Origin of the sequence: Amycolatopsis sp. NPDC052450, assembly GCF_044547565.1 — a bacterium.
In the GTDB taxonomy this organism is placed as follows: domain Bacteria; phylum Actinomycetota; class Actinomycetes; order Mycobacteriales; family Pseudonocardiaceae; genus Amycolatopsis.
In genome coordinates this window covers 1-14224 of the sequence record NZ_JBIUAQ010000032.1, presented here as the reverse complement: position 1 = coordinate 14224, position 14224 = coordinate 1, and the positions used below count along the sequence as shown (strand labels likewise).

The following is a 14224-nucleotide window of genomic DNA, read 5'->3' as shown; positions in this document are numbered from 1 at the left end:
GGATCCTCCGCAATATCCTCGGATATCATTCGCCGATGTCGGATTCTGTCGAACTGAGTACGGTTGATCTTCGAATTCTGCGGCTTCTCCAGAACGACGCCCGGATCTCGAACAAGGATCTGGCCGCCGAGGTCGGTATCGCGCCTTCGACCTGTCTCGACCGCGTCAACCGGCTGCGCGAGCTCGGGGTGATCACCGGCCAGCGCGCGGAGGTGGACGCCGCCAAACTCGGCCGCCCGCTCGAAGCACTCCTGTTCGTCCAGGTCCGCCCGCACCGGCGGGCGCTGGTCGACTCGTTCGTCGAGCATCTGCTGGCGCTGCCCGAGGTCCGCGCGGTCTACCACCTGACCGGCCCGGACGACTTCCTCGCGCACGTCGCCACCGCTTCGGCGACCGAGCTGCAACGGCTGGTGCTGGACGAACTGACCGCCCGCGACGAGGTCGCGAGGGTGCACACGAACCTGGTCTTCCAGCACTGGAGCGGGGGACCTTTGCTACCGCCTAGTCGATCCGGACCTTGAACGGATGCGTGACGTCGGTGGGGCAGGTGAAGATGTTCAGCGCCCCTTGACGGCGGAACGTCCAGCCCGCCGGCTCGCCTTCGCCTGCTTCGCATCCGCAGCCGACCTCATGCTCCTCCGTGGCCAGCGCGATCGTCTGGCGCAGTTCGGCGCCGCACTCCCGGCAGCCCAGCTCGGACCGATCGGTCGCGTCCCAGGCTGTCCAGCCGCCGATCTTCGAATAGTGGCCCAGCTCGGGCCAGCCCTCCGGCTCGTCGCCAGCGCCTTCGGGGATACCGAGCGCCGAGCGGGTCTCCGCCGGGAAGTCGCAGAGCCGGGGCAGTTCGTCGATCGAGCACGGTTCGAAAACGCAGGGTTCCGGCAGGTAGGAAGCTTCGGCGCCCTCGGGAGCGGGCGGCGGGTCCGCGATGTCCCGCACCTCGCCCGAATCACGCCAGATCAGCCGGACCGCGGGCCCCCGGTGATGAAGGCTGTCGTGTTCCATCGGGCAGAACAGCATCTGCAGGACGTCGGTGCCCTCCGGGAAGGGCAACTCCGGGAAGTCGTCGCGGAAGAACTGCGCCGCGGCGACCATCGCCGGAACCGGCTGGTCGAGCGGATGCCCGACCGTCCACGCGTCGTCGGAGGCGTCCGGGTCGGGCGGCCAGGTCACCGGGCACTCCGGCCACGGTTCGTCGGACGGCCAGAGCAGCGGGCCGCCGAAGTGGCTTTCGTCCGGACCGGGCACCCCCGGGGCGGGGTGCAGCCGGATGGCCGTCCGGACCAGGTCGTTCAGGCCGGGGATGGGCATCCCGTCGTATGTGAGCTGACGCACTCACGCGAGCTTAGAGGTCCGGCAGCGGATCTTCAGGTTTTGCCCGCAGGATCTCGGCGTCGGCCGCGTGCACCACCGCGGCGTACTCGTCGTCGATCTCGTAGTCGATGCCGTTGAACTTGAACCACGGGACGGTCGACGTGTCGACCGGTCCGATCCGCTGGTTGCGCAGTGTCACCGAGACGACCCGTTTCGGGGTCTTCCGGCTCAGGTGCCCCGTGGTGAGGATCGTGATCGTCTTGCGGGTCACCGCGAAGAACACGCTGGGATTGGTACTGCCGAGGATGTCGGCCGGGAACACGTAGTGGATCTCGTCGTCCGGATCGAGGAGTTCCTTGATCCGCTTCCTGACCCCCGAGGAAACCGGCATGTCGCTCAAGTTACCGACGCGGGGCGCCGTGCTGCCAGGTCGAGTGTCAGGAAAGGGTCGTTCAGGACGTCTTTCGTCTTGAACGACCCTTTCCTGACATCCGGGGGCCTACCGGGCCGAGTAGTCCTTGAAACCCTTCCCGGTCTTCCGCCCCAGCCGTCCGGCGGTCACGAGGTGCTCCAGCAGCGGCGCGGGCGCGAAGCCCTCTTCACGGAACTCGTTGAACAGGGTCCGCTGGATCGCCAGCGAAACGTCCAGCCCGACGACGTCGAGCAGTTCGAACGGGCCCATCGGCAGCCCGCAACCCACCTTCATCGCGGTGTCGATGTCGTCGGCCTCCGCGTAGTGCGCCTCGAGCATCTTCACCGCGTCGTTGAGGTACGGGAACAGCAACGCGTTGACGATGAACCCGGCCCGGTCGCCGCAGTGCACGGGGTGCTTCCCGACCGCCGCGCAGACGGCGTCCACGGTCGCGATCACGTCGGGCGCGGTGGCGATGGTCGAGACGACCTCGACGAGTTTCATCACCGGCGCCGGGTTGAAGAAGTGCACGCCGACCACGTCCGAAGGTCGCGAGGTGGCGGCCGCGCATTCGATGACCGGCAGCGAGGACGTGGTCGTCGCCAGGACCGCGCCCGGCTTCACGACGTCGTCGAGCGCGGCGAAAACGGCCTGCTTGACGGCCAGATCCTCGGCCACCGCCTCGACGACCAGGTCCACGTCGGCCAGTTCCTCGAACTCCACCGCCGGCGAGATCCGGCCCAGCGCGGCGGCGGCGTCCTCTTCGGACAGTTTGCCCTTGACGACGGCCTTGTCCAGCGACTTCTTCACCCGCGCGACGGACGCCGCGGCCTTCTCCGCGCTGCGCGCCCGCAGGATGACCTCGTAGCCGCGTTTCGCGAACACCTCGACGATGCCGGTCGCCATGGTCCCGGTCCCGACGACACCGACCTTGCGCACCTCCCGCGCCGAGGCGTTGTCCACTGTGGACTTGGTGACGGCGTCGGTCACCGTCGGCGAATCGGGCTCGTCGTAGGTGTAGAAACCCTGCCCCGTCTTCCGGCCGAGCAGTCCGGCGGTGATCATCTGCTTCAGCAGCGGCGCCGGCGCGTGCAGCCGGTTGCGCGACTGGTGGTACATCGTGTCGAGGATCTCGTACGCGGTGTCCAACCCGATGAGGTCGAGCAACGCCAAGGGCCCCATGGGATATCCGCAGCCGAACCGCATCGCCGCGTCGAGATCCTCACGGGTGGCGTAGCGCTGCTCGTACATCCGCACCGCGTGGTTGAGATACCCGAACAGCAGGGCGTTCGCGATGAACCCGGCGCGGTCACCGATCACCACCGGGGTCTTGCCGAGGCGTTCGGCGAACGCGACGACGTCGGTGATCACGTCGGGTTCCGTGACGACCGTGCGGACGATCTCGACCAGTTTGAGGATCGGCGCCGGGTTGAAGAAGTGCATCCCGACGACCTTGCCCGGCCGCGCGGTGTGCACACCGATCTCGGTGATCGACAGCGACGAGGTGTTCGAGACGAAGATCGTGTCCGGACCGGTGATCTTGTCCAGCTGCGCGAACACGTCGGATTTCGCTTCGAGGTTCTCCGGGATCGCCTCGATCACCAGGTCCACATCGGACAGTTCGGCCGGCGAAGTGGTGTACCGGATCCGGCCGAGCAGCGCGTCGCGTCCATCGGCGTCGAGTTTGCCGCCGGACACCGCACGTTCGGTCGAATGCTCCAGATGACCGCGCCCCCGGCTCACGCCGTCGTCGTCGATCTCCACCGCGACGACGGACACGCCGCTCCGCGCGAGCACCTCGGCGATCCCGGCACCCATGGTGCCGAGACCGATGACTCCCACACTCGAGATTTCCCGCGCCACAACCGGCCTCCGGAGGTTACTCGCTGGTAGTTTCTCCGATCGTGCCATGCCGGGGCGCGGAAAGCAGCGGCTGTCACCCTCCGAATCGAGTAAGTGTCACTCGCGGACGAGGTCCCGCGGGGACTTTCCCCCGCGTCCGGCGACGCCTGATGCCTCGCACGCCGTGAAGGCCCCCTTGAGGGACCCAGAGTCCGTGAGGGCCTCCTTCACTACCTTCACGGTAGGCAAGGAGGCCCTCACGGCACGAGGCACGAGACCCTCAGCTCACTCGCCGAAGTTCTGATCGACGAGGTCCTTCACCTTGGTGAGCGCTTCTTCGGCCTGCGCGCCCTTCGCGCGGACCTCGATCCGGTCGCCCTGGCGGGCGCCGAGCGCCATCAGCGCGAGCACGCTGTTGGCGTCCGCGGTCTCGTCGCCGAGCCGCACGGTGACCTCCGCGTCGAGCCCCGCGATGCTCCGGACCAGGACGGCGGCGGGCCGCGCGTGCAGCCCGACCTCGTTCCGCAGCGTGAGTTCGACACTGCTCTCGCCGTCCTGCACTCCTTCGTCGAACGTCAGGTCCGGCGGGGCGCCCGCCGAAGCGGCGGCCGCGGCGACGGCGTCGCGATCCGCCCCGCCCTGTGCCGCGACGGCGGCGGCGATCGCGCCTTCGACCAGCGGCGCGTCCACGACGACAGCGGCCGACGGGTCGGCGAGCGATTCGACGGCCAGTTCCGCGGTCATCTGCGCGCTGCCGAGGTCGTACAGCAGGACGACGCCCGCTCCCGCGTCGGCGCGCTGCGTCGCGGCGACGACCTCGTCGTAATCCGTTCCGATCCCGCCTTCGGCCAGGCCGCCCGCCGCCGCGATGGTGACGTCCGGAGCCATTTGCGCGGCGAGTTCCGCGAGCCCTTCGGCGAGCTTGGCGCTGTGGGACACGAGCACGATTCCGACGCTCACTTGGCGGCCTCCGCGAACGCGCGCAGCAGCAGCGCGGTCGAACGGGCACCGGGATCCATATGCCCCTTGGCGCGTTCACCGAGGTACGACGCGCGGCCCTTGCGGGGTACGAGATCCACAGTGGACTCGGCGCCCTTGTCCGCGGCGTCGGCGGCCGCGGACAGGATCGCCGCGACGTCGGAGCCGGAGGCCTCCTCGGCGGCGGAGACGGCGGGGATCAGGGCGTCGACCATGGTCGCGTCTCCCCCGACGGCCTTGCCGCGCGCCTGCACTCCTTCGAGCGCCGCGCGCAGGGCCTCCACGAGCAGTGGGCCGTCCACTTCGGCCGCGTCGCCCAGTTTGACCGACGCGCGCAGGAAAGCCGTGCCGTACAACGGGCCCGCCGCACCGCCGACCTTCGAGATCAACGTCGTGGCGGCCAGTTTCGCGACCGCCGCGGGGGTCTCGGGCGTCGCGTTGTCCAAAGCGGACACGATGGCGGTGAACCCGCGGTCCATGTTCTCACCGTGGTCGGCGTCGCCGATCGCGCGGTCGAGGTCGACCAGTTCGGCGCGATGCTCGGCGATCACCGCGGCCGCCGCCCGCAAGGCGGCGGCGAGCGTCTCGGCGGTGCAGGCCATCAGACTCCCCACCTCAGTGCCGGGGTGTTCACCGGCGCGTCCCACAACTCGGTCAGCTCGTCGTCCAGTTTCAGCAACGTCAGGCTCATCCCCTGCATCTCCAGGCTGGTGATGTACGGCCCCACCAGCCGCCGTTCGACCACGATCCCACGCTCGGCGAGCAGCCGCTCGGCGATCCCGTGGGCGAGGTACAGCTCGACCAGCGGGGTCCCGCCCATCGAGTTCGAGAACAGCAGGACCTTGTCGCCCTCGCCGAAGGGCAGGTCCGTGACCACCGCGTCGACCATGCGCGCGACGAGTTCGTCGGCGGACAGCGCCGGTGTCCTCTCGATACCCGGCTCGCCGTGGATGCCGATGCCGAACTCGATCTCGTCGTCGGCGAGGTCGAAACTCGGCTCGCCCGCGTGCGGCACCGTCGGCGCGGTGAGCGCGACGCCGATCGACCGGACCTGGCCGATCACCTTGCGCGCCAACGCCTCCACCGCGTCGAGCTTGTCACCTCGTTCGGCGGCGGCGCCGGTGATCTTCTCCAGCAGCACCGTGCCGCCGACACCGCGACGGCCGGCGGTGTAGGTGGAGTCCTTGACCGCGACGTCGTCGTCGATGACCACGCTGCGCACGTCCAGCCCCTCGGCGGCGGCGAGTTCCGCGGCGGTCTCGAAGTTGAGCACGTCGCCGGTGTAGTTCTTCACGATCAGCAGCGCGCCCGGGTCCCCGGTGGTGGCCTTGACCGCGGCTTCCACGGCGTCCGGCGTCGGCGAGGTGAACACCGCGCCGGGTACGGCGGCGGAAAGCATGCCCTGTCCGACGAAGCCACCGTGCAGCGGTTCGTGCCCGGAGCCGCCGCCGGAGATCACCGCGACCTTCCCGGCCAGTGGCGCGTCCACGCGCACCACGATCGCCGGGTCGTCCTCCACGCGCAGGACGTCCGCGTGCGCCGCGGCGAGTCCGCGCAAGGATTCCGCGACCACCGTCTTCGGGTCGTTGATGATCTTCTTCAAAGCGGCCTCCGACACGTCGGCGGGTGAGGTGTCCCCTTCCTACCTCGCCCGGCCGGATGCCGCCAGCGTCAGGGCTTCGGCAGCTTGGAGATCACCGATTTGGCGATCTTCACCGCCTTCGCGCAGGACGCCGCTTCGTCCTTCTTCTCGTCATAATTCTTGTAGATCACGCTGACGATCTCGGCCTCGTCGTCGGCCCACGGCTTGTGCTGCCATTCGACCTTGCACTCGGCGTCGCTGCCGCTGCCGCCCTTCTGGTACGCGGTGACGCCGTCGATCTCGACCTTCGTGCTGCCCTCGCGCTGCTCCGGCGGCAGGCCGGGGCGGAAGCCGATGGAGATCCGCGGGTTGGAGCCCGGGGTCCAGTCGCAGGAGTGGAAGGTGGTCAGCGTGGTGGCACCGTGCGGCACCACTTCACCGAGGACGGCGGGGTCAGCCGCGGTGCACGGGTCGACGGCGGTCAGCGTGCCCGCGCTGGAGGGGTACTTCGCCGGTGAGGCGTGCAGGCTCTTCACGGCCTTGGCCGCCACCGCGCGACCGGTCGCGCAGGGGTCCCCACCGTCGTAAGTGACCGAGAAGCTCACCCCGCGTTCAGGCTTGCGCAGCGTCATGATGCCGACGTCGCAGCTCTTGCCGTCCTTGCTCTTCCGCTCGATCTGCGGAAGCCCTTCGACCGCGGAGACGGTGACGCCACTGGTCGAGACGTACGTCGACGCGCCGATGTCCACACCGATCGTGAGTTCCTTGCCACCGGCGTCGACGACCTTCGTCCGGCAGCTGCCGAACGAGATGGTCGAAGGCCGCGGGTCCTCCGGGGTGCCGAGGCTGCTCAACGCCTCCTTGCCCACCAGCGGACACGGATCGATCGTGCGCATCACCACGGGGGTGACCGCCGGGTCGTTGATGTCCCCGTCGGGCACCGGACCGGAACCGGAGCCCGCTTCGGCGGCGACGGTGGTACGGGCGAAGTTGGACTTGCCGAGGTTCTGACCGCAGGCCGACAGCGCGCCGAGTGCGGCGACCAGGGCCAGCACGGACGCGATCCGGCGACGTCGAGCGTTGAGCGACACGACGTGCACGGTAGCCGGACCGCCTCGCGCCTGTCCGGACAACCCGGCTATTCGCCGCTCTCGCCGTCGGTGCCGGTCGGCACCACGATGGGCCGCAGCTTCGCCCACAGCATGAACAACGCCGCGAACACCAGCATGCCGATGCCCGCCCACAGGTTGATGTTGACGTCGGCGGCCTTGGCCAGCTCCTCCTCGGTGGTGAACCACAGGCCCATGATCGTGAGCACCAGCCCGTAGCCGCCGATGAGCAGGGCGATGATCAGCCGGATGTCGAAGACGCCGGCCTTCTTCGGAGCTTGGGACGCAGCCATCTCCGGCCTCCTAGAAGATGATGTTGAGCACGATGGTCAGGATCAGCACGATGCCCGCGAGCAGGCCCGGCTTGCGGTACCAGCCCGCGTCGTCGCCGGTTTCGTCGTGCTTCAGCGACTCCTTCGGGGTGAGGGAGTACACGAGGCCGACCAGCTGGGCCTCCGGCTTCGGCGCGGTGGCGAGCGAGACCGCGACGCTGACCACGATGTCGACGACGAACGCCGTACCGGCGGCCACGAAGCTGATGCCCTGCCCGGTGAGCCCGAGGACCCCGGCCTGTGACAGCAGCCAGACCGTGATCGCGGAGGCGGTACCGGACACGAGGCCGACCCAGCCCGCCGTCGGCGTCATCCGCTTCCAGAACATGCCGAGGATGAAGGTGGCGAACAGCGGCGCGTTGAAGAAGGAGAACAGGTCCTGCAGATAGGTCAGGATGTTCCCGGAGTTCGACGCGATGAACGCGGTGCCGATCGCGAGTACGGTGCCGACCGCGGTGACCAGGCGGCCGAGCCGGAGGTAGTAGCCGTCCGACTCGTTCTTCTTCACGTACGACTGCCAGATGTCGTAGGTGAACACGGTGTTGAACGAGCTCAGGTTCGCGGCCATCCCGGCCATGAACGAGGCGAGCAGACCGGCGAGCGCGACCCCGAGCATGCCGTTGGGCAGCAGGTCGCGCATCAGCAGCAGGATCGCGTTGTTCGCGGTGACGCCGCTGGGCGCTTCGCCGCCGTCGAGCAGGACCTGCTTGTCCTGGACGTACTCCGACACGGTGACCGCGGCGATCATGCCGGGGATGATCACGATGAACGGGACGAACATCTTCGGGAACGCGCCGATGATCGGCGTCCGCCGCGCGGCCGACATGCTCTTCGACGCCATCGCGCGCTGGACCTCGACGAAGTTCGTGGTCCAGTAACCGAAGGACAGCACGAAACCGAGGCCGAAGACGAGACCGAGGATCGAAAGGAAGCTGTTGCCGAAGCCGGTGAGGTTGTCGCCCGGCCACGAATGCAGCTGCGCCTCACCGCCGGGGCTCGCGGTGACCTTGTCGACGAGGCCCTGCCAGCCACCGACCTTCACCAGGCCGACGATGGTCAGCGGCAGCAGCGCCGCGACGATCACGAAGAACTGGAGGACCTCGTTGTAGATCGCGGCGGAGAGGCCGCCGAGCGCGGTGTAGGAGAGCACGACCGCGGCCGCGACGATGATCGACACCCACAGCGGCCAGCCGAGCAGGAGGTTCACCACGCTGGCGAGCAGGAACAGGTTCGCGCCGGCGATGAGGATCTGCGCGCTCGCGAAGCTGATGCCGTTGACCAGGTGGGCGGGTTTGCCGAACCGGCGGAGCATGAACTCCGGGACACTGCGGACCTTCGAGCCGTAATAGAACGGCATCATCACGATGCCGAGGAACAGCATCGCCGGGATCGCGCCGATCCAGAAGTAGTGGACCGTCGGCAGGCCGTAGAGCACGCCGTTGGCCGACATGCCCATGATCTCGACCGCGCCGAGATTCGCCGAGATGAAGGCGAGACCGGTGACCCAGGCGGGCAGCGAGCGGCCGGAGAGGAAGAAGTCGAGGCTGCTCGAGACCGACCTTCGCGCCATGTACCCGATGCCGAGCACCAGTGCGAAATAGAAGGCGAGCAGGACGTAGTCGATCGGACTTGCGTCGAGCCGCAGGTTCGCATCGGCCAGCACGTGCAACCGACCCACCTCCATTAGTGAATACGTTCACGAGAAACGCCGGTATCGCGTCAATCGCGGACCATACTGCATGGATTCAGGAACGGCAGTGCGGGTGGGCGAGGTCGGCCCGGATGTGTACGAAAGGGCAGTTTTTGACAATTCTTGTCCGCTCCGAGCCCGCTAGAAGCCCGAGCACGGTTGTCGTTCATCCGGCAGAACTGCCGTGTTCGCTCCCGGCTCGGCCCGCTTCACTACGCGGGTGCCTTGGGAGTGGATCGAACGGTTGTCCTGGATCGCGGGCATCCTCAGCGCGCTGGTCGCGGTTCTCACGGCTTGGGCGGCGTACCGCGCCGCCAAGGGGACGGCACGCGATTTCGCCTTGCTCATCTCGGCGGCCACCGACGACCCCGGACTGCTGGAGAAGGTGGAGGCGGCGGCGCGGAAGCGGGCCGAGACCGTGCGACGGCGAGTGCGCGCGGTCCTGGCGGCGGCGGTGAACGCGGTCGTGTTCATCGCCATCGGCGGCGCGTTCAGCCTCCTGTTTTCGACCATATCGGACCACGTGGACACCGAAGTCGTCGGCGGCGACGCTCCCCTGACACAGCGGGAATGCGCCAACGCGAACGAGGCGACGGTATGCGTCCCCGTCCACCGGTACGCCTTGTTCCGGGGACAGAAGGTGGAGACCCCGTTCGCGGGTGTCCACCGGTCGGCGCGACGAGGCGTGGGGACCCTTTCCGTCGAACTGCCCGGCTGCGCGGCGGAAGTGCGGTGGCACGTTTCGGTCGGCGGCGTGGTGACCGCCGAAGCCGTGTCCCGCGACAGCCTGGTGCGGGTCGAGTTCCCGATGGACGGCGACCAGGGATACACGTTCACCGCGGAACGCCCGGCCGACTCCGGCTGCCCCCGGACCGAACTGCGGGTACGGACCGGGATCACCTTCGACCGTCGGTAACGGGGAAAGGGCCGCTCCGGCTCTCGCCAGGAACGACCCTTCCCGTGACCGGTGGGGGTTTACCGGTCCGTGGGCAGGCCGACCTCGCCGTCCTCCTCGATCAGCCGGGCGAGGACGTCGTCCGGCATGTACGTGCGGTGCGGGTAGCCCGAGCCCCATGAGTTGAGGAACGGCACGGCGCCGAGTTCGTCGGCACGCGGGTTGCCCAGCACCGCGTGCACCTCCTCGACCGTCTTCGCCCAGCGGTAGGCATGGAGGCCGTTCTTGGCGTCGGGCGTGTAGGCGGCCCGCTTGACGTGATCGTCGTCGGCGTAGGTCTCCGACCACGGGACGTGCCCCAGTTCGAGCAGCACCTCGGCCGCCGCGCGGACGGACGTGCCGTTGTTGTCGCCGGGGTTCGTCTCGCCCCATTCGTCACGCAGCTTCGACTGGTCCCACAGCCACCGCGCGGCGTAGAGGTCACCGTTGAACAGCGTCATGCACCGCGACCAGCCGAAGCCGACGCAAGCGCCTTCCTTGCCCTGGTCGTAGAAGGAGTACTGGGTGTCTCCGTCGGTCGATTCACCGGGTTCGAGGCAGACGCAGTGCCCGCCGCGGATCCTGGTGAGCGTTTTGGCGCCGCCCTTCGCGACGAAGAACTCGCCGGACTTCTCGTCCTTTTCCGGGACGTCGAATTCCTTGTACCAGTTGACGCCGATGACGACCGGAGACCGGGTGGGCCGGTCCTCCGTGGCGAGCGCGGTCAACGGATAGCGCTCGATGTGACGCCAGTCGTCCGGGACGAACCGGCCGAGGCGGCCGTCCGCCGGGTCACTGCCGATCGGGCGATAACGCATGGGATCCTCCTATCCCTCATCCCACCGGAATACCGCCGGCGAGTTCACTGCGGCACGATCTTTTCCAGAAACCGCCGCGCGGCCTCCCGCCCGCTTTCGAAGAGGCGCTTCTTCTCCTCTTCGCCGAGCCCGAAGTCGACGGCGGAAATCCCGGTCGTGTCGACGTAGACCGTCCTCCGGTTCACACCTTCCTCGTGCAACCGGTAACGATTCCAGTCCGACAGCAGGGTTTCGAGCGAACCGATGGCGATCCGCAACGCACTCTTCACCGGTTTGTCCCTGCCGCCCACGGGTTCCCCGGAAAGCTTCACTCCCCAGGTCGGCCACCGCGGCTTCTTCGTGTCGGTCCGGTCGAAGACGGTGATGGGGAAGTTCGACAGCAGGCCGCCGTCGACCCAGGTGACCGTGCCCTCCGGACGGACGTCGAACTGCACCGGCCGGAAGTAGAGCGGGATCGACATCGACGCGCGGACGGCGTCGACGATCTTCTCCGCGCCGGGGTCGCGGCCGTACTGGGAATAATCCCAAGGCAACCGGACGAGGACGCGACGGGTCAGGTCGCTGACATGGACGACCAGGGAATACCGTTGGTACGGAAGCAAAGTACTTTCGGGATCCTCGATGGCGAGATCGGCGAAAGTGCGCACACCGACCTCTTCCAGCAACGGCGTGAGCCATTCGACGAGATAATCACCGGAATGCATCCCGTCGTGCAGGAGCAGATCGACGCCGTCGCCGATCGGGCCGGTGACCTTGTCGAGCAGGGACTGGTCCTGGAACCGGCGGCAGTCCATGTCGTTCATCACCGCTTCCAGACCGCCGAGATCCTTCCCCGCCTTCTGATAAGCGGCGACCAGCGTCGCCACGATCGCCCCTGCGCTCGTCCCGGCGATCCGCGGGAACGAATAACCGGCTTCGTGCAACTCCAGCACCGCACCCAGCAGCCCGATGCCTTTGACGCCGCCGCCTTCGAGAACGAGATCGACGTGTTTCCGAGAATCACTCATGGCGCATCACCCCTGCGACCACCACCGGATGTCGGTGGTACCCCTCGCGGAAATCGAGTGTGGCACAGCGTGAGACGGAGGAATCCGCCGTTCACCCGAATGGCACGGAAACAGCTGGTTCTTTTGCGAGAGAACCCGAGTTCGTTAATTTCCCGCCGCCCTTAAGGGCATTCTGTGGCGCGGGAAACAATGCAGATACAAAACCGAGGACTCGATTCGGTATCGGCTGTTCAGCGTCGCGTTCAGTCCTCTGGATGCGAGCGAGCACGTAACACAACGCCGTCGGCGATCGACTTCGCAGCATGAACCGTGCCGTGATCGCGTTCCTCGTCGTGGTTCTCGCCGTGCTCACAGCGAGTTGTGCCGAACAGCGAGGCGCTTCTCCGGCGACCACGGGCAAGTCGACTTCATCCGCAGTGACGACATCGACACGGCCACCGTCTTCAAGCCCCAGTCCGACCAGCACGATCGTCTCGACGACGCAGCCGAGCGAGTACCCGAAATTCGTTCCCAGGTCGAAGGTCGACAAGCGGTACACCCAGTACGTCACAGGCGACAAGATGGTGATGCTCGCGCCGGGCGTATACGCCGAGCCTTCTCCGGACGCGGTACTGGGCACCCTCGACGATTACAGCTCCTACCTGGGCAACTGCACTGCGATCAAACGCTACTCGGAAACTCACCCGGGTGGACACACCTGCTGGTGAGCTTCGCGGCCCACGACCCCACCGCATTTGGTCCTCTGGATGCGATACTTGCGCGTGCAAGTACCGCATCCAGAGGACTAAACGCGAGTGAGCGTGCTCAGAAGAGGCGGAACTCGTCCGACTCGATGCCGCGCAAAGCGTCGTAGTCCAGCGTGAGGCACCGGATACCCCGGTCCTCGGCCAGCACCCGCGCCTGCGGCTTGATGATCTGCGCCGCGAAGACGCCCTGCACCGGCGCCAGCAGCGGGTCACGGTTGAGCAGTTCGAGGTACCGCGTCAGCTGCTCGACGCCGTCGATCTCGCCGCGCCGCTTGATCTCGACGGCGACGCTGGCACCGTCGGCGTCGCGGGCCATGATGTCGACCGGGCCGATCGCGGTCGGGAATTCCCGCCGCACCAGGGTGTAGCCGTCACCGAGGGTCTTGATGTGCTCGGCGAGCAGTTCCTGCAGGTGCGCCTCGACGCCGTCCTTCTGCAGTCCCGGTTCCGCGCCGAGTTCCTGGGCGTGGTCGTGGAAGATCTCGTCGATGGTGATGACGAGCTTCTCCCCCTGCTTGTTCTCGACGATCCACAGCTTGCCGTCCTCGATCAGCCAGCATGGCGGGCTCATCCAGTTCAGCGGCTTGTAGGCGCGGTCGTCCGAGTGCACGGACACCGAGCCGTCGGCCTTCACGAGCAGCAGCCGGGTGGCCATCGGCAGATGGGCGGTCAGACGGCCGGCGTAGTCGACCTGGCAGCGAGCGATCACAAGGCGCACCACGCGAGGGTAGGACAAGCATGGCGATACTGTGCGCATGGACCCCGTTCAGCGTGTCAGCTCGCGTGAGGTGTACCGGAACAACTGGATGACCGTGCGCGAGGACGCCGTCCGGCGGCTCGATGGTTCCGAGGGGATCTACGCCGTCGTCGACAAGCCCACCTGCGCCGTGATCATCCCCTTCGACGGCGCCCGGTTCCACCTGGTCGAGCAGTTCCGCTATCCGCTCGGGCTGCGGCGATGGGAGTTCCCCATGGGCACCGCGCCCGACCGGGCCGACCTCCCGGCGCACGAACTCGCCGCCCGCGAACTGCGCGAGGAGACCGGGTTGCGCGCCGGCTCGATGACCGACCTCGGCGTGACCGACGTCGCCCCCGGCATATCGAGCCAGCGCGGCCGCGTGTTCCTGGCCACCGATCTCACGCAGGGTGAAGCCCAGCGCGAGGTCGAGGAGCAGGACATGCGGACGGCGTGGTTCGAGCTCGGCGAGTTCGAGAAGATGATCGCCACGGGTGACATCACCGACGCGCAGACGCTGGCCGCCTACACGCTGCTGCTCATGCGCGAACGCGCGCTCTGACCCAGCTCCCCCGTGCAATGAAGGGGCCTTTCATTGCAAAATTTGCTATGAAAGGCCCCTTCATTGAGCCTTTTTCATCCTGGTGACGGGGTGGGTGTGTTGGTGCTGTGAACGTGGCGAAGCTCCTGGTAGATGGATCGTCGACCAAGATCAATCCAGGAG

The 14224-nt window shown here is 67.5% G+C and carries 16 protein-coding genes; 3 read left to right on the top strand and 13 right to left on the bottom strand.

Translation table 11 applies throughout. The features are described 5' to 3' along the window. Positions 1-35 precede the first annotated feature (35 nt). Positions 36-521 (top strand): Lrp/AsnC family transcriptional regulator, encoded by a 486-nt coding sequence (locus tag ACIHAO_RS35240; RefSeq protein ID WP_125792206.1) that lies wholly within the window; start codon positions 36-38, stop codon positions 519-521. Here ACIHAO_RS35240 and ACIHAO_RS35235 read toward each other — a convergent pair. From ACIHAO_RS35235 to ACIHAO_RS35195, 9 genes are all read right to left on the bottom strand, one after another. Beyond that, complete coding sequence (locus ACIHAO_RS35235) at positions 502-1335, bottom strand: hypothetical protein (protein WP_396565304.1); 834 nt, start codon at positions 1333-1335, stop codon at positions 502-504. The genes ACIHAO_RS35240 and ACIHAO_RS35235 overlap by 20 nt on opposite strands. A 10-nt stretch (positions 1336-1345) precedes the next feature. Beyond that, positions 1346-1705: a hypothetical protein gene (locus ACIHAO_RS35230; RefSeq protein ID WP_396565302.1), complete on the bottom strand. Its 360-nt coding sequence runs from the start codon at positions 1703-1705 to the stop codon at positions 1346-1348. A 108-nt stretch (positions 1706-1813) separates the two neighbouring features. Beyond that, positions 1814-3589 (bottom strand): 3-hydroxyacyl-CoA dehydrogenase family protein, encoded by a 1776-nt coding sequence (locus tag ACIHAO_RS35225; RefSeq protein ID WP_396565300.1) that lies wholly within the window; start codon positions 3587-3589, stop codon positions 1814-1816. 264 nt (positions 3590-3853) lie between these two features. After that, a complete protein-coding gene (gene dhaM / locus ACIHAO_RS35220; protein WP_396565298.1) occupies positions 3854-4528 on the bottom strand; it encodes a dihydroxyacetone kinase phosphoryl donor subunit DhaM in 675 nt (224 codons plus the stop codon). Next, positions 4525-5148 (bottom strand): dihydroxyacetone kinase subunit DhaL, encoded by a 624-nt coding sequence (gene dhaL / locus ACIHAO_RS35215; protein ID WP_125792201.1) that lies wholly within the window; start codon positions 5146-5148, stop codon positions 4525-4527. The genes dhaM and dhaL overlap by 4 nt, the downstream gene beginning before the upstream one ends. Beyond that, a complete protein-coding gene (dhaK, locus tag ACIHAO_RS35210) occupies positions 5148-6149 on the bottom strand; it encodes a dihydroxyacetone kinase subunit DhaK (protein WP_396565296.1) in 1002 nt (333 codons plus the stop codon). The genes dhaL and dhaK overlap by 1 nt, the downstream gene beginning before the upstream one ends. Before the next feature lie 68 nt (positions 6150-6217). Next, positions 6218-7219, bottom strand: coding sequence for a DUF3558 domain-containing protein (locus ACIHAO_RS35205; RefSeq protein WP_396565294.1), 1002 nt, complete (start codon positions 7217-7219; stop codon positions 6218-6220). A gap of 47 nt (positions 7220-7266) precedes the next feature. After that, entirely contained in the window at positions 7267-7530 is a 264-nt protein-coding gene (locus tag ACIHAO_RS35200; RefSeq protein ID WP_396565292.1) for a hypothetical protein, read from the bottom strand. Between the two features lie 10 nt (positions 7531-7540). After that, on the bottom strand, positions 7541-9238 hold the full coding sequence (locus ACIHAO_RS35195; RefSeq protein WP_396565447.1) for a sodium:solute symporter family protein: 1698 nt from the start codon (positions 9236-9238) through the stop codon (positions 7541-7543). A 241-nt stretch (positions 9239-9479) separates the two neighbouring features. On the opposite strand from ACIHAO_RS35195, the gene ACIHAO_RS35190 reads away from it, so the two are divergent. After that, entirely contained in the window at positions 9480-10175 is a 696-nt protein-coding gene (locus ACIHAO_RS35190) for a hypothetical protein (protein WP_396565290.1), read from the top strand. 59 nt (positions 10176-10234) lie between these two features. On the opposite strand, the gene ACIHAO_RS35185 is transcribed toward ACIHAO_RS35190, so the two are convergent. The 4 genes from ACIHAO_RS35185 to nucS form a co-directional block, all read right to left on the bottom strand. Then, positions 10235-11011: a hypothetical protein gene (locus tag ACIHAO_RS35185; RefSeq protein ID WP_396565288.1), complete on the bottom strand. Its 777-nt coding sequence runs from the start codon at positions 11009-11011 to the stop codon at positions 10235-10237. A gap of 44 nt (positions 11012-11055) precedes the next feature. Next, positions 11056-12018 (bottom strand): patatin-like phospholipase family protein, encoded by a 963-nt coding sequence (locus ACIHAO_RS35180; RefSeq protein WP_396565286.1) that lies wholly within the window; start codon positions 12016-12018, stop codon positions 11056-11058. A 91-nt stretch (positions 12019-12109) separates the two neighbouring features. Then, positions 12110-12568 (bottom strand): hypothetical protein, encoded by a 459-nt coding sequence (locus tag ACIHAO_RS35175; RefSeq protein ID WP_396565284.1) that lies wholly within the window; start codon positions 12566-12568, stop codon positions 12110-12112. 254 nt (positions 12569-12822) lie between these two features. Beyond that, positions 12823-13482: an endonuclease NucS gene (nucS, locus tag ACIHAO_RS35170; protein ID WP_034308895.1), complete on the bottom strand. Its 660-nt coding sequence runs from the start codon at positions 13480-13482 to the stop codon at positions 12823-12825. 37 nt (positions 13483-13519) lie between these two features. Between nucS and ACIHAO_RS35165 the strand changes: the two genes are divergently transcribed. Beyond that, complete coding sequence (locus ACIHAO_RS35165) at positions 13520-14062, top strand: NUDIX domain-containing protein (RefSeq protein ID WP_396565282.1); 543 nt, start codon at positions 13520-13522, stop codon at positions 14060-14062. The last annotated feature ends 162 nt before the right edge of the window (positions 14063-14224 follow it).

What these genes read in the sequence shown, in the direction of transcription:
- ACIHAO_RS35240 (WP_125792206.1), top strand. Translation starts at nt 36, where the DNA reads ATGTCGGATTCTGTCGAACTGAGTACGGTTGATCTTCGAATTCTGCGG.
- ACIHAO_RS35230 (WP_396565302.1), bottom strand. Translation starts at nt 1,705, where the DNA reads ATGCCGGTTTCCTCGGGGGTCAGGAAGCGGATCAAGGAACTCCTCGAT.
- dhaL (WP_125792201.1), bottom strand. Translation starts at nt 5,148, where the DNA reads ATGGCCTGCACCGCCGAGACGCTCGCCGCCGCCTTGCGGGCGGCGGCC.
- ACIHAO_RS35200 (WP_396565292.1), bottom strand. Translation starts at nt 7,530, where the DNA reads ATGGCTGCGTCCCAAGCTCCGAAGAAGGCCGGCGTCTTCGACATCCGG.
- ACIHAO_RS35185 (WP_396565288.1), bottom strand. Translation starts at nt 11,011, where the DNA reads ATGCGTTATCGCCCGATCGGCAGTGACCCGGCGGACGGCCGCCTCGGC.
- ACIHAO_RS35180 (WP_396565286.1), bottom strand. Translation starts at nt 12,018, where the DNA reads ATGAGTGATTCTCGGAAACACGTCGATCTCGTTCTCGAAGGCGGCGGC.
- ACIHAO_RS35165 (WP_396565282.1), top strand. Translation starts at nt 13,520, where the DNA reads ATGGACCCCGTTCAGCGTGTCAGCTCGCGTGAGGTGTACCGGAACAAC.